The sequence below is a fragment of the Ralstonia condita genome, assembly GCF_958405655.1.
Lineage (GTDB): Bacteria > Pseudomonadota > Gammaproteobacteria > Burkholderiales > Burkholderiaceae > Ralstonia > Ralstonia condita.
This window is the reverse complement of record NZ_CATYWO010000002.1, coordinates 609,703-633,402: the sequence shown is the minus strand read 5'-3', so window position 1 is coordinate 633,402 and position 23,700 is coordinate 609,703. Positions and strand designations below refer to the sequence as shown.

Genomic DNA, 23,700 nt, shown 5'->3' with positions numbered 1-23,700 from the left:
CAGACTAATATTCGGGTATTCCCTAATAGGGGTTATCCCTAAATCAGTCCTCAGAAGGAATCGCCATGAACACCGTCGCTCTCCAAGCCGCCCCCGCCTCGCGCCTCGCCCGTTTCTGGCAAATCGTGCGCCGTGAAGCCAGCCGCGCCGTTGCGCTGCACGTGGAAAGCTGCGGCATGATGGCCGAGCTGTATCGCCGTTCGGGCCACTGAGCCGAATCGCACGGCTCACAGTGCGTCGCACCGCCACGGGTGTGACGCTGGGCGCTCAGATCAGGTCTCGCTCCACTGCCGCATCAGGTTGTGATACACGCCGATGAGCGTGCGGCGCGCGGTGGCATCCGCGTCGGTCTGGTTGAGCGTCTGGATGGCGTTGTCCAGGTCGAACAGCATGGCGCGCTGCGCGTCGTCGCGAATCAGGCTCTGGATCCAGAAGAAGCTCGCTACGCGCACCCCGCGCGTGATGGGCGTCACCTGATGCAGGCTCGTTGCCGGGTAGATGACCAAGTCGCCGGCATTGAGCTTGACGCTGTGCATGCCGTACGTGTCTTCAATCTGCAGTTCGCCGCCGTCGTAGCTGGCGGGGTCTGACAGAAACAGCGTGGCCGAGATGTCGGTGCGCAGCTTTGTACCGTTGTGCGGATGGATGCGCACGCTGCCATCGACATGCGCGCCGAAGGTCATGCCCTCGCCGTAGCGGTTGAACATCGGCGGGTACACCACGTTCGGCAACGCCGCGCTGATGAAGCGCGGGTGCCGCTCCAGCACGCTCAGGATGAGCTGCTGGCACTGCAGGGCCACTTCTGCGCCCTCATCAATCTGCTGGTTGACCTTGACCGGCGCCCCCGAATATCCGGCCGACACGCGGCCATCGACCCAGGCATCGCCCGCGCTATCGAGCAGATCGCGCAGCGCAGCGACCTGCGCGGCGGTGAAGACGTTGGGAATGCAGACAAGCATGGCGCTGGAAGGAAACGGGGATGCAGCCGAGGGCCCATCCCCCAGCCATTACATCCGATACACCACCGAGAGCATCGCCGCACGGCCGGTGCCCGGCACGGCGCGACCGCCATCGGAAGGAATCAGCGCATCGTAATACGTCTTGTTGAACACGTTGAACAGGTTCAGCCGCACGTCGTATTTCGGCTGATGGTAGGCCAGCATTGCGTCCCAACGCACGAAGCCGCCCGTCTGCACGGTGTTGGTGTTGTTGGCATACCGCTGGGACATGTAGAACGCGCCCGCACCCACTTCCCAGTTCGGCACAAAGGCGTAGCTCGTCCATACTGTGGCCGAATGCTTGGGCGTGTTGGCCGGCGTCATGCCCTGCGTGCCCGCGGCGATGCCATTGACGATCTGCGCATCCAGGTACGTATAGCCCGCGAAGATCTGCAGCTTGTCGGTGACATGGCCCGTGGCACCCAGGCGCGCACCGCGCACGCGGATCTTGCCGGCCGACGTGTAGGTCGTGCTGTCGATCTGTGTGCGGGCGTTGTCCTTGGTGATCTGGAACAGCGCCGAGCTGACCGACAGGTCGCCGTTGAGCAGATCCCACTTGCCACCGGCTTCATACGACTTGTTCTTCTCCGGGTCCAACCCCTGCTGGCCCGTGGTGCCCACGAGTTGTTCCAATGACGGGTTGAACGACGTGCCGTACGACACGTAGTACGACTGCCAGTCCGTCGGCTGCCAGATGCCGCCCAGGCGCGTGCTGACAAAGTTCACGCTCTGCTGCGCATACGGCAGCGCGGTGATCTTGGCCGACGCCGGCGTGTTCGCTGAATTCAGCGAGTTCGAAATGCTCGCCACGTAGCGGTCATAGCGCAGGCCGGCGACGGCCTTCCATTGCTTGGTGAATTCGATCGAATCGTTGAAGTACGCCGCTACCGTGTTGGCCGAGCCGCCCTGCAGGTTACCCAGGCTCGACGGCGTGCTGGCCGGCGACGTGGTGTAGCTCGGGCTGACCAGTGGCTCGCACGAGACGAAGCCGCTTGTCATGCTCGACTGCGCCAGCGGCGTGCCGTTGCACGAGCCGTTGCGGTAATAGTTTTGGTTGTCGTAACCGTCGTGGCCGAACTCGGTGCCGACCAGCAGCGTGTGCTTGACCGAACCCGTATCGAACTTGGCTGTCAGCTCGGTCTGGTTGAACAGCGAATAGTCACGGATGCGGCGGTCATGGCTTTGCAGACGCACCGACAGCGCCGAGATCGGCAGATTGCTGTTGGTCAGCGCCGTGAACACGCCCGACGAATTGACCGTACCCACCGCGTTGGGCGCCGTCTCGCGCGCATCGGTCTGTACGTAATTGAACTGCGTCTGATTGCGCAGCCGCAGGTTGGGCGAGAACTTGTGATCGATATTGGCCGAGAACGACGCCACGTCCTGTGTAGTGCGGTCATCGGTGTAGCCGTAATACGTCTTGGGGCTGACGTTGACCGGGTGGCCGTTGAGGTTCGGCACGCCGTAGTCGGGCATGTCGCGGTTGTGCTGCAGCAGCGCGGACAGCGTCACCTCGGTTGGCGTGCCGATGCCGAAACGCCACGACGGCGCGATGCCGAAATCCTGCGCGGTCATCTCGTCGCGCGTGCTCGTCTTGCCGTTCTGCGCCATCGCGGCGATGCGGAAGGCGGAGGTATCGGACGTCGGCGTGTTGACGTCCGCAGTGGCGCGCACGAGGCCGTTGGTCGTGACCGAACCGGTGATTTCCGTGGCCGCCTTCAGCTTCGGCTTCTTCGTCACCTGGTTGATGACGCCGCCCGTTGAACCGCGGCCAAACAGCATCGACGACGGGCCCATCAGCACTTCCACCGAATCGAGGGCGAACAGGTCGCGGTAGTACTGGCCGCGATCCCGGAAGCCATCAAGGTAGATATCGGTACGCGCCGAGAACCCGTTCAGGTTGATGTTGTTGCCGATCTGCCCGCCTTCGGCCGCACCGATGGTGATGCCCGGCACGTTGCGTAGCGCATCGGCCAGCGAGCTGCCGCCTTGCGCATCGGTCAGCGCCTTGGGCACGACCGTCACCGATTGCGGCACATCGCGCAGGTTCTCGGGCAGCTTCGAGATGGAGCTTTTGGCGGCGTTGTAGTCGTCGCGCGGGGCAGTCGCCCGCACGACGGCTTCTGGCAACGTGGTGGTGGCAGCGATCGGGCTCGAAGGTGCTTGTTGGGCGAGCGCGACAGGGGGCGTGGCGAACAGGGCCAGCAGTGCGCTGGCGACGGGCGTGCGGCGGTTCATGTGACGTGGTTCCTCCAGCGGCGCGCCTCTTTTGGGATGCCAGCCGCTGCGGAACGCCCTGCTGCGCCCCGTGCCGCCGTGCACGAGCGCGCACTACGATTTGCGGACGCAAATATAAATGACAACGATTCTCAATAGCAACAAGTGGTTGCTAAATCCCCTAAAAATTGATGGAGTGCTCCCGCAAAAGAAATCAGAAAATCACTTTAGCGGGGCAAAGTAAGGGCGGCGGTACAACTGGGACCGGGCGGCAAAGCGTCCGAACGTACCTATTTCTGCGTAGCTTCCGAAGCCGATGGCAGATGCTGCGCGTCGTCACGATTGCGCGCCAGTGCACGTGCGTACACCGACGGTGCGCCTGTCGCATGCGCCGTGACGTAGCCGGTAATGCAGGCGAGCATCAGCGGCAGTACCACTTGATATGACAGCGTCATCTCGAAAATCATCAGGATCGACATGAGCGGCGCGTGCGTGGTGGCGGCCAGCAGCGCGCCCATGCCCACCACCGCGTAACTGATCGGCACCGGCGCCGCGCCGGGCAGCAAGGCGTGCATGCCGGTGCCGTAGAGCAGCCCCAGCGCCGCGCCGCAAAACAGCGTGGGCGTGAACACGCCACCGACTGCGCCCGAGCCGGCGCTGGCCGCTGTGGCCGCCACCTTGCAGATCAGCACGAGCGCCACTGTCTGCCACAGCCACGGCTCGTGCAGGAAACCGTTGACCACGCTGTATCCATTGCCCCAGACCTCTGGTACCCGTGTCGACAGCACGCCGACAATCAGCCCGCCTACGGCCAGCCGCAACGTCAGCGGCAGCTTCGTCCGGGAGAACGCATCGCGCGCGCGATCGATCAAGCCCAGCAGCAAGGGGCCAGCCATCCCGGCCGCCAGCCCCAGCCCCAGATACGTCAGCACTTCCCAGCCAGAGACGAAATCGAAATGCGGCATCTCGTAGACCGCGCCATAGCCGAAGAACTGGCGCAGCACGATATCGGCGGTGACGGCTGCTACCAGCAGCGGCCCGAGCGTTGCCGTGGTGATGACACCGAAAACGATCTCGCAGACAAACACGGCGCCCGCGATGGGCGCGTTGTAAGCCGAGGTGATACCCGCTGCCGCCCCACACGCGACCAGCAGCCGCAGCTGCTCGACCGAAACCGGCATCACGCGCCGTAACGCCCGGCCCAACAGCGAACCGCACATCGCCGAAAGCTGCACCATCGGCCCCTCGCGCCCGATGGACGCACCGCTGGCCACCGAGCACAGCGACGACGCACTGCGCACCAGGCTCTGCCGAGCGCTCAGCACGCCGTCGCCCACGGCAATGGCCTCCATGTAGTCTTCCGAACCCTTGCGCGGAATCCACTTCAGACCGAACTGAAGCGTCAGCCCTGCGAGGATGCCACCCACGGTCGGCACCAGCAGCCGCGCCCACCAGGGCAGCGCTCGCGCCGTAGCCACCAGGCCCTGGTCGGTGCCGGAAATCCACCACTGCAATTGCCGCAGGCACTCGCGGAAGAGAATCGTCGAGAACGCCCCCGCGCAGCCGATCAGGCCCGCGAATACGAACACCAGGTGCACGCGCCCGAATGGCAATCGCGCGGCCACACGCTGCCACCACGCCGGGCGTGGCAATGGAGGGGGGGATGGAGGCGGCGTATCGGTCATGACGGTCCCGTGAACGGCAGACCGTCATGATAGCTGGCACGCGGCGCAGGTTTTACGTCGGCATGGCGACCGTGGCGTCGGGCAACCACGCCTGTGGCACGTCGGCGCTGCGCCTGTTCGGGCCCCAGGCGATGAGGCGCACCTCCACCAGGTTCTCGAGGACAAAGGGATCGCGCATGACGATGGCATCGATCTCATCGCGTGATCCGGCTCGCGCAAGAATGCCGCCGCCCTCGCGCGGGAAGAACGGCCCCGACATCAGGAAATGGCCGCTCGCGTAGTGCGCGTCGAGGTGCGCGCGGTGCGCGGGCAACACACGCTCCATCTCGGACAGCGGTGCGCGATAGGTGAAAAGAATCAAGTACAGCATGGAACAGCCTCCCTGAGAGTTGTGGGCAAAGCGGTGAAATACACGTTGCGCTCGGCACCAGCCGCGTGGCTGGCACGCCGCAGAAACGGGTACGCTCAAGGACGCAGCAGCAACGCGCCCGACGTGCGCCCGTCCTCGAGCGCCGCGTGCGCGGCGGCCGCGTCAGCCAGCGCGTAGGTGCCGCCCACCGGCACACGCACGCCCTCCAGCATGCGCTGCAGCGCTGCCTGCGCACCCACCCGGTAGCGCGACAGCTCCGTCATGTAGCGGAACACGCCCGGCCGTGCCAGTGCAATCGAACGCGACGGCCCAAGCGCGGCAAGATCGACGGCGCTCGTCTGCACGTTGCTCACGTCGCCAGCCTGACCGATGCTTGCGACCATGCCGAACGGCCGCGTCACAGCAAGGGACGTCTGCAGCATCGGCCCGCCGACCCCGTCGATGACATAATCGACGCCCTCACCTGCCGTCAGTTGCAGCACAGCCTCGCGCACATCCTGCTGGCGGTGCAGCACGACGTGGTCTGCTCCGTGGCCAAGCGCTGTCGCTGCCTTGGCTTCGCTACCGACCGTGCCGATCACGCGTGCGCCCAGGCGCTTTGCCCATTGCACGAGGAGCACGCCCAGGCCTCCTGCTGCTGCGTGCACCAGCACCGTGTCACCCACGCCAACCTGCCGAACGCGCGTCAGCAACATGTGTGCGGTGATGCCACGCAGCAGCGTGGCGGCAACGGTTTCGTCGTCCAGCGCATCGGGCAAGGCAATTGCGCGGTTGGCGGGAATGTTGCGATGGCTGGCGTAGCCGCCGGGAGCACCATCCATTAGTCCGGCCCACGCCACGCGCTGGCCTACGACAAAGCCACGTACGTCGGTGCCCACGGCTTCCACCACGCCGACGCCCTCGACACCGAGCACCGCCGGAAATGCCGGCACGGGATAGAGGCCGGTGCGGTGATACACGTCGACAAAGTTCACGCCCACGGCGGTGTGCCGCACCGTCAGCACATTCGCGCCGGGCGGCGGAAGCATCTGGTCCGCTGGCTGTAACCCCAGTGCTGGACCGGGTTCACCGAGTTGGATCAACCTGGCATGCATGGCAAAAGTCCTCGCAGAAATAGGTACGCTTTTGGGTGTTCGTGATGCCAATGACTGCTTGCATCACGTTGTGCAACAAGCGTATTCCGTTCAGAATCACCCTGGAATTCGCAAAACCTGACCATCTTCTGTGCAAAAAAGCTCAGACTTGTCTAAACGTTCGTTGGCGCGTGCGGTGACGGCCGACCCCTCGTCTTCCTTGCAGTGGGATGACGTGCGCTACTTTCTCGTGCTGGCGCGCGAGGGCAGCCTGTCGGCCGCTGCGCGGCGGCTTGGGGTGGAACACACCACGGTGGCGCGCCGTGCCGACGCGCTGGAACAGTCGTTGGGCGTGCGTCTGTTCGACCGTCTGCCACGCGGCTGGCGCCTGACAGCCGAGGGCAGCGCCTTGGCCGAACGGGCTGAACGCATGGAGCAGGAAGCCGCCAGCTTTGCACGCGCAGCGGCAGGAGCGGGCAGCCTGCGGGGGACGGTGCGCATTTCAGCGCCGCCAACGGTGGCGAGCCACGTCATCGCACCGAACCTGACGTTGCTGCGCAAGCAGTGGCCCGGCATCGACCTCGTATTGCTGGGCGAAAAGCGCAATGCCAACCTGATGGCACACGAGGCGGATCTCGCCGTCCGTCTGTCACGGCCCACGGCTTCGACACTGGCCGCACGCCCGCTGGGCAGCCTCGGCTATGGCTTATATGCGACGCCCGAGGTACTGGCGCAGCCCGAAGCGCAATGGCAGTTCATCGGCTACGACGAGCGCCTTCGCCACGTACCCCAGCAGCGCTGGCTGGACGACTACGCTGGCGCGCGACGCGTCGTCTTGCGTTGCAGCGACCTGTCGGCCATGCATCAGGCTGCCCTGGCCGGCGTGGGTGTCGCAGCGCTTCCTCACCTCCTGGGTGCGCCCGCAGAAACGGGTACGCTTTTGCGGCGCGTGCCGGTGGATGACCCTGCGCTACATCGGGAAATCTGGCTTGCCATTCATCCGGACGTACGGCGCTCGCCGCGAGTTCGGGCGGTAGCCGATGCGCTGATCGCACTGTTCGATACGCAGCGGCACGTATTGGCGGGCCATTGAGCGCACGCAGAAATAGGTACGCTTGGCGATAAAAAACCGGCGCCAGAGAGGGCGCCGGTTTTTGACAGCACGCTCAGCCGCCGAGGTAGGCCTCGAGCACGCGCGGATTGCCCAGCAGGTTGCGCCCGCTGTCGGCCAGCACGATCTGACCGGTCTCCAACACATAGCCGTGCTGGGCGATCTTCAACGCCTGCCGCACGTTCTGCTCAACCAGGAAGATCGTCAGTCCTTCCGCGTTGATGGTGCGCAGGATGCGGAAAATCTCCTGCACGATGATCGGTGCGAGGCCCATCGACGGCTCGTCAAGCAGCAGCACACGGGGGCGGGCCATCAACGCGCGGCCGATGGCGAGCATCTGCTGTTCGCCGCCCGACAGGTTGCCGGCCATGCCATCGATGCGCTCTTTCAGGCGCGGGAACAGGTGGAAGACACGCTCCAGGTCGGAAGCGATCTGGCTGCGGTCCTTGCGCGTATAAGCGCCAAGCTCGAGGTTTTCGCGCACCGTCATGGTGGTCAACGTGGCACGGCCCTCCGCGACCTGCACGATGCCGCGCTCCACACGCTTGTGGGCCGACCACTGCGAAACGTCGTCCCCCTCGAACAGGATCTGGCCACGCACGTCGCCCTGCGACTTCGGGATCAGCCCCGAGAGCGCCAGCAGCGTGGTCGACTTGCCCGCGCCGTTCGCGCCCACCAGCGAGGTGATCTCGCCGGCCTTGAGCGCAAAGTCGATACCCTTGACGGCTGCGATGTGTCCGTACGACACCTGCAGCCCTTTGACTTCCAGCAGCGTGGTCATGCCGTCTCCTTCTCTGCGGCAGCAGAACCGTCCGCCTCGTCGTCGTCCCGGCCGAGATAGGCTTCGATGACTTGCGGGTTGTTGCGAATGGCCTCCGGCGGCCCTTCGGCGATGATGCGGCCGAAGTTGAGCACCGCAATGCGCTCGCACAGGCCCATCACAAAGCGCATGTCGTGCTCGATCATGAAGATCGTGTAGCCGCGCGCCTTGATGTTCTCGATCTCGGCCATCAGGTCGACCTTCTCGCCGGTGTTCATGCCAGCGACGGGCTCGTCGAGCAACAGCAGCTTGGGCTCGGTGGCCAGCGCCCGCGCGAGCTCGAGCTTGCGCTGGTCGCCGTACGAGAGGTTGTCGGCAATGTCGTGCGCCTTGTGATCGAGCTTGACCCACGAGAGCAGCTCCAGTGCACGGTCGCGCGCGCGGCGCTCGGCAGCGCGGTACTTTGGCAGCGACAGCAGCAGGCCCGGTGCACCGTAGTCCAGATGCCGGTGCATGCCCACCACGACGTTCTCCAGCAGCGTCATCTCCTTGAAGATGCGGATGTTCTGGAACGTGCGCGCGATGCCCATCTGCGTGATCTGGTGCGGCTTCTTGCCGACAAGATTTTCGCCGTTGAACGTCAGCGAGCCGCCCGTGGGTGCCAGCAGGCCGGTGATCAGGTTGAAGACGGTCGTCTTGCCGGCGCCGTTCGGGCCGATCAAGCCGAAGATGGTGCCTTGCGGCACTTCAATGTTGACGTCCTGCAGCACCGACAGGCCGCCAAAGCGCTTGGAAATGGAGGTGAGTTTCAGCATGGCGGCCTCAGTGCGATTCATTGGAAGCAGCCGGGGTGTTGCCCGTGCCCGGCATGGTGCCGCCGCGCTTGATGCCGAACCAGCGCGCGAAACGCGCCGGATCCCAGATGCCCTTGGGCAGGAACAGCACGATCACCATCAGGATCACGCCGTTGACGACCAGGCGGAAATCCTTGAACGCACGCAGCAACTCGGGCAGCAGCGACAGGATCAGGCTGCCGAGCACCGGGCCCGTCAGGCCGTTCGTGCCGCCCAGGATCGTCATCGTGAGGATTTCCACGCCGCGGTCGAAGCCGAATTCGTTCGGGCCGATGAAGAAGGTCAGATGCGCGTTGAGCGCGCCCGCGAGCCCGGCGATGACGGCGCCCAGCGTGAACGCCAGCAGCTTCGTGCCGGCCACGTTGATACCCATCAGACCCGCAGCCGTCTCATCTTCCTTGATGGCTTCGAATGCGCGGCCAACCTTGGAGCGGCGCATGCGTGCGAGCACGAACATCGTCAGCGCCACGGCCAACGCCACATGCCACCATTCGGTCAGCTGCGGAATGCCGTTCAGGCCCAGCGCGCCGCCGGTCCAGTCTTCGGTGTTCAGGATCAGCACGCGCACGACTTCGCCAAAACCAAGCGTGGCCATGGCCAGATACACGCCGGAAAGACGCAGCGTGGGCCGCCCGATGACCACGGCCACCACGGCCGGCGCCACCATGCCGCCCAACAGCGCGACGGAAAACGGCATCTCGGCGTTCATCGTCAGCAGCGCCGCCGTGTAGGCGCCGATGCCCATGAAGGCCGCATTCGCCATCGCCAGCAAGCCGCACGACAGCGTCAGGTAGATGGACAGCGCCAGCAGCGCATTGATGCCGAGCGTGAGCACCAGATTGCTGTAGACCGACCAGAAATTGTCGAACCATTCCATGTCGTCGGTCTCCTTATGCCTTGCGTTCCAGCACCTTGCCGAACAGCCCTTGCGGCCGCACCAGCAGGATCAGGAACAACAGGCCGAACGCTACGGCATCGCGCATCGTCGAGCCGATGTAGGCCACCGACAGCACCTCGGCAAACCCGAGGAACAGCCCGCCCAGCATGGCGCCGCGGATATCGCCCAGGCCGCCCAGGATGATGACCGCGATGCCCTTGTGCAGCATCGGCTGGCCCATCAGCGGGAATACGGCATTTGAATACAGGCCGATCAGCACGCCGGCCAGGCCGCCCAATGCCGCTGCTGCGAACGACGTCAGCAGAAACAGCCCTTCGACATTGATACCGAGCAGCGCCGCCGCCTTGGGCGACTCTGCAATCGCGCGCAGCGCGCGGCCCAGTTGCGTGCGCTTGAGCAGCAGCATCAGCCCGGCCATCAGCGCAAACGACAGCACGATGATGCCCAGTTCCAGCGGCATGAGATGGATGCCGCCCAGATCCAGCGACGCATCCGACACAAGCCCCGCCGGGAAGCGCAGGTTCTCCGCCCCGAACACGCCCTGCATGGCGTTATTGATGGCGATGCCCGCACCGATGGTCCCGATCATCGGGATCAGGTGCGGCGCGTTGCGCCGGCGCAGCGGGCGCAGCAGCAGCACATCGATGATGAGCCCGGCCACGCCGCTTACGACAAAGCCGACAGCCAGTGCCGCCCACAGCGGCAGCTCAAAGTGCGTCACGACCTGCAGTGCCGCATAGGCGCCGAGCATGAAGACGGCGCCGTGCGACAGGTTGATCACGCCCAGGATGCCGAAAACCAGCGTGAACCCCAGGGCGAACAACGCATACACGCAGCCGAGCGACAGCGCGTTGACGAGTTGCTGTTCCAGCATGATGAATGAGAGTGAAGTGCGACTTGGTGCCGCAAAAATGCGATGGGGCGTAGGTTTGCCTACGCCCCGCGGTTCGGTCTCTACGAGAACCGAAAGTTACTTCTCGATCGTGTACTTGCCGTTCTTGGTCACGCTCACGATCGGCGTCTGCACAGCGTCGTAGCCAGCCGGCTTGCCGCGCGCCGTCACCTGGCGGAATGCGAACGCGCCGGTTGCGCCGATGTGCTTGACGCCCGGCAGCGCATCGCGGATCGCCTTGCGGTCGGCTTCCAGCTTGCCGCTGAACTTGACCGTCTTCAGCGCCTTGCTCGCGATGTACATGGCGTCATACGCCTGCGCGGCGAACTGGTCCGGCGCTGCCTTGTACTTGGCGGTGTAGGCGGTGATGAACTTGCTGTTCTCGGCCGTGTGGTTCTCGATCGACCACGGGCTGCCCACCCACAGGTTGTCGGACTTGTCCTTGGCCAGGTCGAACACCTTGACCGAGTTCATGCCATTGCCGCCGATGATGGGCACGTTCAGGCCAAGCTGACGCGCCTGCACCATGATCGGGCCACCCTCCGCAATCAGGGCCGACAGCACGATCGCATCCGGATTCGTCGCCTTGATCTTGGTGAGCTGGGCCTTGAAGTCCACGTCGCCCTTGGCGAAGGTCTCGGTGGTCGTGACCGGAATCTTCAGGTCTTCGAGCGCCTTCTTGAAGTTGTCGTAGCCGCTCTTGGTGAAGACGTCGTCGTTGCCGTACAGCACCGCGACCTTCTTCACGCCCGCCTTCTTCACGACAGTCTGGATGGTGGCCGGCAGCACGTCGGCTTCGGTCACGGAGTTGCGGAAGACGAAATCGCCGATGCTGGTGACGCCGTCAGCGGTGTTGGAGGTGCCGAACACGACCGTCTTGGCGCCCTGCGCAATCGGGTCCGCTGCCTGTGCCGAGTTGGACAGCGTGGGGCCGAACACCATGGCGACCTTGTCCTGGAAGATCAGCTTCTTGAAAACGTTGATGGCCTCTTCCTTCTTGCCCTGCTCGTCTTCGATCACCAGCGCGATCTTGCTGCCGTTGATGCCGCCCGCGGCATTGATCTCATCAGCGGCCAGCTGGAAGCCGTTGCGGATGGCCACGCCGTACTGGGCTGCACCGCCCGACAGCGCCTCGGCCACGCCGATCTTGATGTCCTGGGCCGCGAACGTCGTGCCCGTTGCGATAGCCGCCCCCGCAGCCGCCGCCGTCACCAGCAGCCGTTTGATCGTCTTTTGCATGTGAACCTGCTCCTTGTTATCCGTCGCGATTGCGATTCGTTCCGAAGAGTGCGTTGGCCCAACACCGTCGCTCCCCCATGCGCCCTGCATCGCGTCCGGCCGCCCGCCTGCCGAAGCACGCGCCATCCGCGCGGACGGGCGAAACATCAGCGAGCCTGCTGCCTGCGCGGTACCGGATCGGGCATGCGCGGCGGGCAGTTGCGTCGGAGAGTGAAGCGAAGGCGCCATGGGTACAGCGCTCTCGTGCCACGCGCCAGGGTGGCCGGCGCGCGCAGTCAGTCGCGGGACTTTACCGGAAACCGCACGACCGTGCGATAGGGAATTGTCCGCCACTCCGCCTGGGGGGCCGATACTGCGTCGCAACATGGGCCGCACGGGGCACCGGCTTGCGGTCAAAGCGTACCCAATTCTGCGTCATTTGCGGCATGGCGGAATCAGCCTGTCGGCAGTTCGTCCGCGCTCACGAACAGGCCCTTGCCGCGCGACTTGGCTTCATACAACGCCTCGTCGGCTGCCTCGAAGACAACGCCCTGTGCCAGCGTGCGGGCGTCGAAACCGGCAATGCCGATGCTGACCCCGACCTGCACCGCCCGTTCACCCAGACGGAAGGGCCGGTTGCATACGCCAAGGATCGAGGCAGCGACGGCTTTTGCGTCGTCCGGCTGCGACAGGTTCTCAAGGATGACGGCGAACTCGTCCCCGCCAAAGCGCGCCACGCCGTCGCTGGGGCGCACCGCGCGCACCAGCCGCTGCGCGACCGTGCGCAACAAGGCGTCGCCCATCGTATGACCGTACGTATCGTTGACGGCCTTGAAACCGTCCAGGTCGATGAGGAGCAGCGCCCCGGCCGTGTCACTGACGCGCGCCTGGTCCAGCGCGGCCGACAGGCGCGCTTCAAAGCCTGCGCGATTCAGCAGACCGGTCAGATGGTCGGTGGTGGTCAGCGCGCGCAGACGCAGCTCCTGCTTCTTGCGCTCGGTGATATCAAGGGTGACCGAATGCACACCGGCAACACGGCCGTGTGCGTCGAACTGCGGCAAATAGTTGATTTCTTCGCAGCGGTACGCCTCGCGATTGCGCTGCTCTCGTTCGAAGACGATGGTTTCGCCCGCCAGCGCGCGGTGCAGGGCATCGCGCACGCTGCGATAACTCTCGTCACCCGCCACCTCGCAGACCGTCTTGCCGAGCATGGCGGCAGTGGGCTGGCCGTAAGCCTTCTCGTACGCGGCGTTCAGGAAACGGAAGCGCTCGTCCACATCGATGAAGGCGACCAGGGCGGGCATGGCATCGGTCACTGTCTGCAGCGTCTCACGACTGCGCTGCAGTGCCTCCTTAGCCGCCCTGTCCTGCGTGATGTCGCGCATGATCGACGAGAAGTACTCCATGTGCCCCGCGGGGTCGCGATGCGCGATGAGCATGTGATTGACGGGCACCGCCACGCGCTGCTGCCCCCGCACGGTCGTCTCGCCAATCCACACGCCGTCGCGCACAGCGGCAGGCACTGCCACCTCGCGCAGCCAGTCCATCGTCGCGGGCGGATAGAAATCCGCGACCGTCATGCCGCGAATGTCCTGGTCCAGTGCGATGCCGACAAAGCGGCGGCCGGCCGGGTTCATGTAGGTGACGTTGCCGTGCACGTCGGTCTGCGCGACAAAATCGGTCGTGGAGTCGAGGATCTTGGTGAGCACGCGCGAAGCCTGCTGGGCGCGTGCCCGCACGGTGATGTCTTCCATGGTGCCGACGTGGCCGATCACCTCGCCATCCACACGTACCGGTGCCGTGTTGACCACCATCAGGCGCTCGCCCTCGCCCGGCACGAGCACCCGCTGCTCTGCGGTGTAGACGGTGCCGCGGCGGATCGCTTCGTGCCAGCCCGTCATGGCGGCTTCGCGGTCGTTGGGATGCTGACGCGTGAGCCACACTTCAGCCAGTGCCTCTTCGTGCGTGAGGCCGAGGAGCCGGCGATAAGCTTCATTCGCGTAGACGATGCGGCCCTCGACATCTGCCCGGAACAGGCCCAGCGGGGAGGCGTCGTTCACGGCCTCGAGCTCGGCACGCTGGCGCGCGACCTCGTCCATCAGCTTGCGGAAGGCGGTCGACACGGCGTCGATCTCGGCCGAAGCATCCGGCAGCTCAAGCGGTGGCGCATCGCGCAGGTCCGTGGTGGAAAGCTGCGACATCGCAGCGTGCAGTCGTGCCAGCGGGCGCAGCAGCCACAGCATCGCCGCCCACACCGAAACGCCGATCAGGACGGCCAGCAACACCAGCGACAGCCGAAAGCGCTGGTGCATGGCAAAGAGCTGCCGATTGGCTTCGGCGCCCGGCAACACTGCCCCCAACGTCCAGCCTGTTGCGACCACGTCCTGCATCGTGACGACGTCGCCGCCGCGCTCAGGCGATGCGGACGGGTCCGAGCGGAGCGCGGCAGCGACTGCAGGATCGGAATCGAGCGGTGCGAGCACCTTGTCGGGATCGGGATGGACAACGAAGATCGGGTGCTGGCCTTGCGTAATCAGATAGACGTGGCCGGTCTTGCCGATGCGCATGTCACGCAGCAGGCCAAGAAAGTTGGGCTTGAGCAGGTAGAGCGCGGCGCCGATCAGCCCGACCAGCCGGCCGTCGTTGTCATGCACTGGCGCGGCCATGATGACGATGGGTTCACCACCGATGCGATTGCGCAACGGCGCAGAAATGGTGGGCTGGCCGCTCACCATGATCTGCTTGAAGTAATCGCGGTCCGTAATGTCGAGGCCCACGACTCCCGGACGGTGGGCAGAGGTGGCCGTCACCTTGCCCGCCGAGGTGGCGAGGAATACGCCATCGAACAGGCCGCTCGCAGGCCGGATCGACCGGAAGAAGGTGGCCTCCTGCTCCGGGGTGTCGAAGCGAACGGTGTGCATTTGCCGGGCCGTACGTTCGAGCACGCCCAGGTAGATGTCCAGCCGCTGCCTGAGATCGTCGGCGGACTCCCTGACCAGCGCCGTCTGCTGCGCCTGGATCTGCGCCATCATCTCGCGGCGGATCGGCTCACGTTGCGACCAGCCGAACAGGCTCACCAGCGTCACGCTGATGACGGTCGCCATGATGGCCGCCTGCGACTTCAGTGTGGGTTTCATCGAACGGTAGGCCAGTGCCGGCACCCGCGTGGCCGGCCAGGAGTGAGCGGGGCAGTTTTCATAGTGCTATGCCGGAGGGTCCTTGTCGAGCCGGCACTGCACATGGCATGTCCTAGCGACGCGCGCAGACGTAGGCGGCCGATCGGGCAGCCAGGGTGCCCGGACGGATGCGCATCCAGTGCGCACCAGCCGCGGTATCGGTATCGAGCGTGGCACCGTCGGGGCCGCGCACTACATAGTCCACGAGGCGGATACGCTGCCGCCGGCAGTCGATCTCCTGCCGCGAGAGGATCATCGTGCCCGGTCGATAGCGGGTGCCATGGGCGCGACGCTCGCCGCGCTTGAGTACCGTACGGGCAAGAAAGGTCTTGTGGCCCGCGCGGCTCGAACGCAGCGAGCCCCGCTCGATGGAGGCCGAGACCGAGGTCGTCTTGAGGTATTCGTGCCAGCGCGCGGCGTGTGCAGACGCCATCACACCCAGGATGCCCATGCTGAAACCACACACCCAGATCCACCGCCACATCATGCGTTTCACGACCGTCTGCCCTGCCATGTCAATAGTTGCGGCACCGCCTGCCGCTAACACGCATTGTAACAATCGCCCCCACCATGCGCGTCTGCGGTACTCGGGTAGCATCCTGGCAGTCTGATCTACGTCATCCGCCATGCCCTCCGTCCCGCCGCTCGCGCTCGCCGCGCACGCTCTCGCTGCCTTGCTGATCGCCGGTGTGCCGATCGGCGCGTGGTTATGGCTGCGGCGGCGCTTTGACCTGGCCTGGCGTGACATTGGCGTGGGCGCGGGGGTGTTCGTCCTGTTTGCGCTGATCCTGGAGCGCACGCTCCATGTTTATCTGCTGCAGCTCAACCCGGTGACGGCGCAATGGCTGCGCGTGCCCGCGCTCTTCATCATCTATGGTGCGCTGATGGCGGGGCTGTTCGAAGAATGCGGACGCTGGCTCGGGCTGCGGCACCTCACGCGCACACCCGGCGATGCAGCCACGCCGGTGGCCTATGCGCTAGGGCATGCCGGCGCGGAAGCGTGGCTGGTCGGTGCCGCATCGCAAGCGCAGATGGTGATGTTCGGCGTCGCCGCCAACCAGGGCCAACTGGATGCGCGGCTGGCCGCCAGCGGCGCACAAAGCATGAGCGGCGCCATCCACGCGCTGCTCGCGCAGCTCTCGCCGTGGCTTGCCGCAGGGGCGGTGGTCGAGCGCATTGCGGCGATGCTGATCCAGTTCACCCTCACGCTGCTGGTCTGGCACGCGGTACGCCAGCGGCGGCTGTTGCCCGTCATCCTGGCGGTGCTGCTGCATGCGGTGGCCGATCTGCCCGCCGCCCTTTACCAGGTACACGTGATGCCGCTGGCCGTGACCGAGTCGGTCTACGCGGTCATCGCCGTGCTGCTGGCGGCCACGTGCTGGCCGCCGCAGGGTGGGCGCAGGGTAGGAGAATCGTCGCTGCGTTAGCTGGAGCGGAAACGGTCCGGCTCGATGCCGTGCCGGTTCAGCTTGTCATAGAGCGTCTTGCGCGGCACGGCGAGCAGGTCGGCGGTGCGGGCAACGTTGCCTTCAGTGGCACGCAACGCCTCTTCAATCGTGGCGCGTTCGACTGCCATCATGCGGCCCGCCAATGAATGCTGGCTCGCCTCCGAAGCCATCAGGCCGTCGTCCAGCCCCAGGCAGAAACGCTCGGCGACGTTCTTCAGCTCACGCACATTGCCGGGCCAATCGTGGTGCTGCCAGCGCATCATGTCCTGCGCCGACCAGTCCGGCACGGGACGATCGTAACGAACCGCCGCCTGTTGCAGGAAATAAGCCATCAGCAAAGGGATATCTTCTGCGCGCTGGCGCAGCGGCGGCAGCGCGATCGATACCACATTCAGCCGGTAGTACAGATCCGCGCGGAAGGCTCCGCGGTCAGACGCCTCCTTCAGGTCCACCTTGGCCGCCGCTACCACACGGCAATCGATCGGCACGCTGGCGTTGCTTCCCAACCGCTCGATACTGCGCTCCTGCAACGCGCGCAGGAGTTTCGCCTGCAAGGCGAGTGGCATCGATTCGATCTCGTCGAGGAACAGCGTGCCGCCATTGGCATATTCCATCTTGCCGATGCGGCGGCGGTTGGCACCGGTGAAGGCGCCTGCCTCGTGTCCGAACATTTCGCTTTCGAACACGGATTCCGGCAGTGCCGCACAGTTGAGCGCAACAAAAGGCCCGCGCCGCCGGCTACCTTCGTGGATGGCACGCGCGAGCACTTCCTTGCCCGAGCCGGTCTCGCCCGTGACGAGGATGTCGGCGTCCGTTGGGGCGAGCGCGGCAACCAGCCGCCGCACGTTCTGCATGGCCGCGCTCTGACCGATCAGCGGATAGGCCTGACGGCCCTGCAGCGCCTCGCGCAGGCGCAGGTTTTCTGCCGTGAGCCTGCGTTTTTCCAGCGCACGTCGCACCACGTCGACCAGGCGTTCGGAGTGGAACGGCTTCTCCATGAAATCGTAGGCACCGGCGCGCATGGCGGCCACGGCCATCGTCACATCGCCATGGCCGGTGATGAGGATGACCGGCAACTGGCGATCGTGCTGCAGCATCTCGCGCAGTACGGCCAGACCGTCGCGGCCCGGCAGCCGCACGTCGGTCACGACCACGGCGGGCGTCTGCGCCGCCAGGGCGGCCAGCGCGCTTTCTGCATCGGCAAAAGACTGCACCGGCACATCCGCCAGCGCGAGCGCTTGCTCGCAGCCCAAGCGAACCACATCATCATCCTCGATCAGGAAGACAGGGGCGTGGTCGATGGAAGACATGTCGGGAGTGGCGTGTTCAGTCATGCGGGATTCACAGCACGTTCAAGCTCGATGATGAAGGCGGCGCCGCCCCCCTCATCGTCGGCGTTGCGGCCTTCGAGCCGTCCGCCGAAATCTTCGATGATCGCCAGCGAAATCGCCAGCCCCAGACCGAGCCCCTGCCCGTCGACCTTGGTGGTGAAGAACGGTTCGAACAGGCGCGGCAGCACATCGGCGGGAATGCCGGGGCCGAAGTCGCGCACGGTGATGCGTACCCATTTCTCGACCGGCTCGACGCTCACATGCACGGTGGCGGATCGAGGTTGCGGCGTTTCGGCCGAGGCATCGATGGCGTTGCGAATCAGGTTTACCAGCACCTGTTCCAGCCGGACGGCATTGGCCCAGACGGCAAGATCCGCCGGCACCGAGGGGGCGGTCACCGTCACGCCTACCTGGCGGCGACGTGTCTCCACCAGCATCAGGGCCTGGCGAATGGCTTCGTCCACCGACACCGCTGCGCGCGCGGCATCGCCCTTGCGGGAAAACGCCTTGATGTGCGAGACGATGCGGCCCATGCGGTTGGCGAGCTGGCTGATGTGCGTGAGGTTGCCGCGAACCTCGTCGATACGGCCGCGTTCGGCAAGCTGGTTCGCATTGTCGGACAGCGTGGTGAGCGCCGTGAGCGGCTGGTTGAGTTCGTGCGTGATGCCGGCGGCCATCTGGCCCAGCACAGCGAGCTTGCCCGCCTGCACCGCAGCGTCGCGCGTTTCCCGCAGGATGCGCTGCGCGGCGTCGAGTGCCTCCACCTTGCTCGCGAGCGCTGTGTTGGCTGAGGTCAGTTCAGCCGTGCGCTGTGCGATGCGCGCTTCCAGGTCGCGCTGGACTTCGCGCAGCGCGGCGCGCGCACGGCGTTGTTCTTCGCGTCGGCGCGTCCGCAGGCGCAGCGCAACGAGCACGGCGAAGGCGAGGGCCATCGCAAAGGATGCACTGGCGCCGGCAACCAGCGCGGTGCGCTGCTCGTCGCGTGGGTCGATCAACACGGCGACCTGCCAGCCGAGCAGGCCGACCGGGCGGTATTGCACACGCAGCACCGACGCCGATTTGCCGGGCAATGCCACGCGCACGGCCTGAGGTGGCTGGTCCGCAGAAAAGGGTACGCTGCCAGCTCGGGGATCCACCGGCACAAGCGTGTGCGGTGCATATTGGCGCGTCGCATCGAGCGCAGCGCGTTGGTCGACGCTCAGGGTGCCGAGCGTGCGGTACTTCAACGCGGGCACCGAGGACAGGAAGATCACGCCGTAGCGGTCCACCAGCAAGACCGTATCGCCGCTGCGCGACAGGGTGGCCTCGAACGCGTCGAGGTTGATCTTTACCACCACCGCGCCGATCGGCCTGCTGCCGTCGCGCACGGGCGCGGCGAGGAAATAGCCCGTCTCGCCCGTGGTGTTGCCCACGCCGTAGAAGCGGCCGAGGCCTTCGCGCATGGCCTCGGCAAAGTAAGGGCGGAATGCGTAGTTCTGTCCGACAAAGGAAGACGGCAGATCCCAGTTGCTGGCCGCCAGCGTGAGCCCGGTCGTGTCCAGCAGATAGGCGGCCGACAGGTCTGTAGCCGCCTGAACCTCTTTCAGGTAGGCATTGGCGGCGCCCCGCGCAACGGCATCGCCCGGCGGATGGTTCGCCTGCAATGCGGCGTGCAGCACGTGCTCCAGCGCCGCCAGCCGCGGCAACGATTCATAGCGCGCCAGTGTGCTGCGCAGGCTCTGCGCGTAGAAGGTGGTGCGCTGGCCGGCCTCTTCGGCGCGCGCGGCAACGTAGCGCTGCAGGGCGATGGCGTAAGCGCCCCACCCTGCCGCCGCGCAGCACGCGGCCATCGCCAGCGCGACGGCCATTCGCCAGCCGCGCCCGCGGGCGGGGTGGGGAAGGTCGGCATGGCCGTCGGATGGAGGCATCAGGTCAGTGTTCGATACGGGAATGCTCGCGAGTATCGCGCATGAACACGTAGACCAACAGCGACAGGAAGATGGTGCCCGTCACATACCAGTAGAACAGCGACTCGTGGCCCGCCTGCTTGAGCCACAGTGCGATGTACTCCGCCGTGCCGCCGAAGATCGACACCGTGAGCGCATACGGTAGCCCCACGCCCAGCGCACGCACCTCTGCCGGGAACAGTTCGGCCTTCACCACCGCGTTGATCGACGTGTAGCCGGAAACGATCACCAGCGCGGCCATGATGAGGAAAAAGGCTGACCACGGGTTCGTCGTGTGACTGATGCCGGTCATGATAGGCACCGTCAAGAGCGTACCCAGCACGCCGAACGCGATCAGGATCGGGCGACGGCCGATACGGTCGGACAACCCGCCCACGATGGGCTGCAGGAGCGCGAAGAGCAGCAGCGTCGCGCCTGACACCAGCGTTGCCTGGCTCTTCGACAGGCCCACCGTGTTCGCCAGGAACTTCTGCATGTAGATCGAGTACGTGTAGAACGCAACCGTCCCGCCCAGCGTCAGGCCCACGACGATGGCCACCGCGCGCGGATGCTTGGCGAGTTCGGCCAGCGTGCCGCGTTTCTTATTCTCTTTCGCAGCCGTGAATGACTGCGTTTCCTCCATGTGCGAACGCATGCGCATCGCCACCAGCGCGCACAGTGCACCAACGAAGAATGGAATGCGCCAGCCCCATGCGTCCAGCTGCGCCGGTGACAGCACGAACTGCTGCAGCACGATCAGCAGCGCCAGCGCCGTCAGCTGGCCGGCGATGAGCGTGACGTATTGGAAGCTGGAATAGAAGCCGCGATGTTCCTTGTTGGCGACCTCGCTGAGGTACGTGGCCGATGTGCCGTACTCCCCGCCGACCGACAACCCCTGCAGCAGGCGCGCCAGCACCAGCAGCACCGGCGCCGCGACGCCGATGGCCGCATAGCTGGGCGTCAGGGCAATGATCAGCGAGCCCAGGCACATCAGCACCACGGAGAAGAACAGCGCGCGCTTGCGGCCATAGCGATCGGCATAAATGCCCATCAACCAGCCGCCCACCGGCCGCGCCAGGAAACCGACGGCAAACACCGCGGCTGTGTTGAGCAACTGCGCGGTCTGATCGCCCTTCGGGAAAAACGACTTGGCGAAATACAGCGCAAACGCCGAATACACGTACCAGTCGTACCACTCGACGAGGTTGCCGATCGAGCCCGAGAAGATGGAACGCAGACGACGACGAACGTCTTGCGGAGTGTCTTTGTCTCTAGCGGGGGCTTGGGCGGGCGAGAATTCGCCCGGCATCGTGCCAGCTTGGGGCTGTGTCATGGTGTCTCCTTGGAGCGTCAGCGGCGGCAGTGCCAGCGGCATGCGGCCTGTCCACCGGTTTATAGGTGGGCGCTATTACTCAAGAAGCATTCCATGCGGAACCCACACGGCGCCTTGGGCCGCAAACGGCTCTGGCACAAGGCTTTGAGGTCAACGGCAAATCGGCGGGTCAGCGACGGAGTGTGCGGTTTCCCGGAAACCGCCAGGCGGGCGGTGCGAAAACCCGCACACCCGCTCGGAAGCCCTCCTCAATGCCGGTCAGGCCGCCACACTCAGCGCAATGGTGTCTTCGCGCAACCGCCGGTCCGACTTGCCCAAGGGTGTCGCCTGGTCGGGCGCCCGACCAAGGCGTTCGTTCAGATACGTTTCGAAGTCAGCGCGCACTTCCGGATGGCGAAGCGCAAACTCGACCGTCGCCTGCAGGTAGCCAAACTTGCTGCCGCAGTCGAATCGCTGACCGCGGTAGCGATACGCCAGGATCTGTTCTTCGGCCAGAAGGCTCTGGATCGCATCGGTCAATTGCAGTTCGCCGCCGGCACCCGGCCTCAGGTTGCGCAGATGATCGAAGATACGCGGCGTCAGGATATAGCGCCCAACCACGCCCAGATTGGACGGCGCCTCGCTTGGCGCCGGCTTCTCCACGATGCCATCGAGCTTGACCAGCCGGTCATCCCATTCCCGCCCCGCCACGACGCCGTATGAACGCGTCGCCTCCGGCGCGATCGTCTCGACACCGACAATGGAGCAGCGGTAGTGGTCGTACAGCTCGGTCATCTGCTGCATGACGGGGGGCTCGTGATCGAGCAGATCGTCCGCCAGAATCACGGCAAAGGGCTCGTCGCGTACCAATTTCTGCGCGCACAACACCGCGTGGCCAAGCCCCAGCGTCTCGGGCTGGCGCACATAGAAACACTCGACGCCGGCCGGCTTGATTGACTGCACCATGTCCAGCAACGCCTGCTTGTTCTTGGCCGCCAGTTCGGTTTCGAGTTCGTACGCCTTGTCAAAGTGGTCTTCGATTGCGCGCTTGGCGCGCCCGGTGATGAAGATCATCTCCGTAATGCCCGCCGCGGCCGCCTCTTCCACCGCATATTGGATGAGCGGCTTGTCGACGATCGGCAACATCTCTTTGGGGCTGGCCTTGGTGGCGGGTAGGAAACGCGTACCGAGCCCCGCCACGGGAAACACGGCCTTGGTGATCTTCTCGTTCATGACGACTCCATCGATGAGACCTAGGGTCGCGAGCAAGCCCCATGCCTGCAATCGCCTCTTGACCCACGGACACACCGATACCGACCGTTGAACGAAGAGAACTCCTGTTGGCGGAGCCTTTTCTACAATCGGTTGCAAGTCCGCCACGTCAACTTTCAGCGCCGAAAGTTGGAAAAGCGTACCCAATTCTGCGTCCGATCTGGCACGCCGATTCCGGTCCGCCGAACAGTGAGTGCACGCTAACGCGGCTTCAGGAAGCGGGCTTCACCCAGCCACGTGACACCGGCGCGGCGCGTTCAGGCATACGTCGGTAGGCGTCGAGTTGCGTGCGCAGCTGAGCGACCTCTGCTTCGAGCGTGCGAATGCGCTGGCGCAATTGCTCGGCCTCGTTCTGCGTCTGCTGCCGGACCGCATCGTTTTGCAGGCGCAAAAATCGTTCGGTACCCGCCAGCGCGCTGGCAGCCCCCTCGAGGCGGGCTACCGTTTCGATTGTCTGTTCAATGCGCTCGAGCGTGGAATCGGTCAGCTTTGGCGAGACGGCTGGCGCCGTGGCAAGCGCCTCGCCAAGGCGGCGCTCCAGATCAGCCATGGCAGCCTGTAGCTGTCGGTTGCGCGCAGCCTCGTGTTCCAGCGCGCGTTCCGCCACTTCGGCGCGGATGCGCGCCTCCATCCACTCTGCTCCCGCACCGGGTGCGCCAATCGCCCTTGAAGCTACGCGATCGCGCTCTTCACGTGAGGCGTGCGCGCTCGACATCACTGGCGTACCCGTTTCTGCGGCGGTCCAAGGGATCGGCCAAGGCTCGACGGTGTCCGGCGTCTCACCAAGCCCTCTCCCGCTTCGCCCATGCGCCCGGTTCACTGCCTTCTGCAGCGTCATGTTGCTAGGCCGCCGCGTTACACCGGCTTCAGCAAGCCATTGCGAGTAACGCCGGGCGCCATAGATGCGCCGCGTCACAGCGTGCACGGCGTCAATCAGTTCGTCCAGGAACACGGCGTTGTCGTGAGGGAACGCAATGTCCAGCCGGCGGATCGCTTCGAGGATCCGCTGCTGCTGTTCGTTGGAGAAATGGAGAGCCGGCCTAGCCATCCGGATGCCTCAGAATGATGTTATTAAAGTGTACATCAAGGGTTAACAACCTCAAAGTGATTATATAACACGTCATTATTTTTATAAGAGCGATATATTGTTTCAGCTCCTG

20 protein-coding genes are annotated in these 23,700 nt (G+C 65.1%); 3 read left to right on the top strand and 17 right to left on the bottom strand.

Annotated elements, in window-relative coordinates; translation table 11 throughout:
* Positions 1-65 precede the first annotated feature (65 nt).
* Positions 66-212: a hypothetical protein gene (locus R2N03_RS09460; protein WP_232038798.1), complete on the top strand. Its 147-nt coding sequence runs from the start codon at positions 66-68 to the stop codon at positions 210-212.
* Positions 213-272: 60 nt separating this feature from the next.
* Here the strand turns inward: R2N03_RS09460 and R2N03_RS09455 are convergent, their stop codons facing one another.
* The 5 genes from R2N03_RS09455 to R2N03_RS09435 form a co-directional block, all read right to left on the bottom strand.
* Positions 273-959, bottom strand: coding sequence for a Fe2+-dependent dioxygenase (locus R2N03_RS09455; RefSeq protein ID WP_316657335.1), 687 nt, complete (start codon positions 957-959; stop codon positions 273-275).
* Positions 960-1,007: 48 nt separating this feature from the next.
* Entirely contained in the window at positions 1,008-3,236 is a 2,229-nt protein-coding gene (locus R2N03_RS09450) for a TonB-dependent receptor (protein WP_316657334.1), read from the bottom strand.
* A 269-nt stretch (positions 3,237-3,505) separates the two neighbouring features.
* A complete protein-coding gene (locus R2N03_RS09445; RefSeq protein WP_012429963.1) occupies positions 3,506-4,900 on the bottom strand; it encodes a ClcB-like voltage-gated chloride channel protein in 1,395 nt (464 codons plus the stop codon).
* Between the two features lie 52 nt (positions 4,901-4,952).
* Positions 4,953-5,270, bottom strand: coding sequence for a YciI family protein (locus R2N03_RS09440; RefSeq protein WP_316657333.1), 318 nt, complete (start codon positions 5,268-5,270; stop codon positions 4,953-4,955).
* A gap of 95 nt (positions 5,271-5,365) precedes the next feature.
* Complete coding sequence (locus R2N03_RS09435; protein ID WP_428984376.1) at positions 5,366-6,364, bottom strand: quinone oxidoreductase family protein; 999 nt, start codon at positions 6,362-6,364, stop codon at positions 5,366-5,368.
* A 199-nt stretch (positions 6,365-6,563) separates the two neighbouring features.
* Between R2N03_RS09435 and R2N03_RS09430 the strand changes: the two genes are divergently transcribed.
* Positions 6,564-7,436 carry a LysR family transcriptional regulator gene (locus tag R2N03_RS09430; protein WP_316657781.1) on the top strand — a complete coding sequence of 291 codons (873 nt, stop codon included), beginning with the start codon at positions 6,564-6,566 and terminating at the stop codon, positions 7,434-7,436.
* A 73-nt stretch (positions 7,437-7,509) separates the two neighbouring features.
* On the opposite strand, the gene R2N03_RS09425 is transcribed toward R2N03_RS09430, so the two are convergent.
* The 7 genes from R2N03_RS09425 to R2N03_RS09395 form a co-directional block, all read right to left on the bottom strand.
* Positions 7,510-8,235 carry an ABC transporter ATP-binding protein gene (locus tag R2N03_RS09425; RefSeq protein WP_012429959.1) on the bottom strand — a complete coding sequence of 242 codons (726 nt, stop codon included), beginning with the start codon at positions 8,233-8,235 and terminating at the stop codon, positions 7,510-7,512.
* Positions 8,232-9,029 carry an ABC transporter ATP-binding protein gene (locus R2N03_RS09420; RefSeq protein ID WP_012429958.1) on the bottom strand — a complete coding sequence of 266 codons (798 nt, stop codon included), beginning with the start codon at positions 9,027-9,029 and terminating at the stop codon, positions 8,232-8,234. The genes R2N03_RS09425 and R2N03_RS09420 overlap by 4 nt, the downstream gene beginning before the upstream one ends.
* A 7-nt stretch (positions 9,030-9,036) precedes the next feature.
* Positions 9,037-9,945, bottom strand: coding sequence for a branched-chain amino acid ABC transporter permease (locus R2N03_RS09415; protein WP_012429957.1), 909 nt, complete (start codon positions 9,943-9,945; stop codon positions 9,037-9,039).
* 13 nt (positions 9,946-9,958) lie between these two features.
* The gene (locus tag R2N03_RS09410; protein WP_316657331.1) at positions 9,959-10,840 is read right to left on the bottom strand and encodes a branched-chain amino acid ABC transporter permease; all 882 of its coding nucleotides are present in this window, start codon (positions 10,838-10,840) and stop codon (positions 9,959-9,961) included.
* 96 nt (positions 10,841-10,936) lie between these two features.
* On the bottom strand, positions 10,937-12,097 hold the full coding sequence (locus tag R2N03_RS09405; RefSeq protein WP_012429955.1) for an ABC transporter substrate-binding protein: 1,161 nt from the start codon (positions 12,095-12,097) through the stop codon (positions 10,937-10,939).
* 434 nt (positions 12,098-12,531) lie between these two features.
* A complete protein-coding gene (locus tag R2N03_RS09400) occupies positions 12,532-15,213 on the bottom strand; it encodes a sensor domain-containing diguanylate cyclase (protein ID WP_316657330.1) in 2,682 nt (893 codons plus the stop codon).
* A gap of 112 nt (positions 15,214-15,325) precedes the next feature.
* Positions 15,326-15,766: a surface-adhesin E family protein gene (locus R2N03_RS09395; RefSeq protein WP_316657329.1), complete on the bottom strand. Its 441-nt coding sequence runs from the start codon at positions 15,764-15,766 to the stop codon at positions 15,326-15,328.
* A 112-nt stretch (positions 15,767-15,878) separates the two neighbouring features.
* Here R2N03_RS09395 and R2N03_RS09390 point away from each other — a divergent pair, with 112 nt between their 5' ends.
* The gene (locus R2N03_RS09390) at positions 15,879-16,679 is read left to right on the top strand and encodes a YhfC family intramembrane metalloprotease (protein ID WP_316657328.1); all 801 of its coding nucleotides are present in this window, start codon (positions 15,879-15,881) and stop codon (positions 16,677-16,679) included.
* Here R2N03_RS09390 and R2N03_RS09385 read toward each other — a convergent pair.
* The 5 genes from R2N03_RS09385 to R2N03_RS09365 form a co-directional block, all read right to left on the bottom strand.
* Positions 16,676-18,034: a sigma-54-dependent transcriptional regulator gene (locus R2N03_RS09385; protein ID WP_012429951.1), complete on the bottom strand. Its 1,359-nt coding sequence runs from the start codon at positions 18,032-18,034 to the stop codon at positions 16,676-16,678. The genes R2N03_RS09390 and R2N03_RS09385 overlap by 4 nt on opposite strands.
* Positions 18,031-19,938 carry a sensor histidine kinase gene (locus R2N03_RS09380; RefSeq protein ID WP_012429950.1) on the bottom strand — a complete coding sequence of 636 codons (1,908 nt, stop codon included), beginning with the start codon at positions 19,936-19,938 and terminating at the stop codon, positions 18,031-18,033. The genes R2N03_RS09385 and R2N03_RS09380 overlap by 4 nt, the downstream gene beginning before the upstream one ends.
* Positions 19,939-19,942: 4 nt before the next feature.
* On the bottom strand, positions 19,943-21,289 hold the full coding sequence (locus R2N03_RS09375) for an MFS transporter (protein ID WP_316657327.1): 1,347 nt from the start codon (positions 21,287-21,289) through the stop codon (positions 19,943-19,945).
* A gap of 258 nt (positions 21,290-21,547) precedes the next feature.
* Positions 21,548-22,501: a UTP--glucose-1-phosphate uridylyltransferase GalU gene (galU, locus tag R2N03_RS09370; protein ID WP_012429948.1), complete on the bottom strand. Its 954-nt coding sequence runs from the start codon at positions 22,499-22,501 to the stop codon at positions 21,548-21,550.
* A 250-nt stretch (positions 22,502-22,751) separates the two neighbouring features.
* Positions 22,752-23,588, bottom strand: a complete 837-nt coding sequence (locus R2N03_RS09365) for a DNA-binding protein (RefSeq protein WP_316657326.1) — start codon at positions 23,586-23,588, stop codon at positions 22,752-22,754.
* Positions 23,589-23,700: the final 112 nt, after the last annotated feature.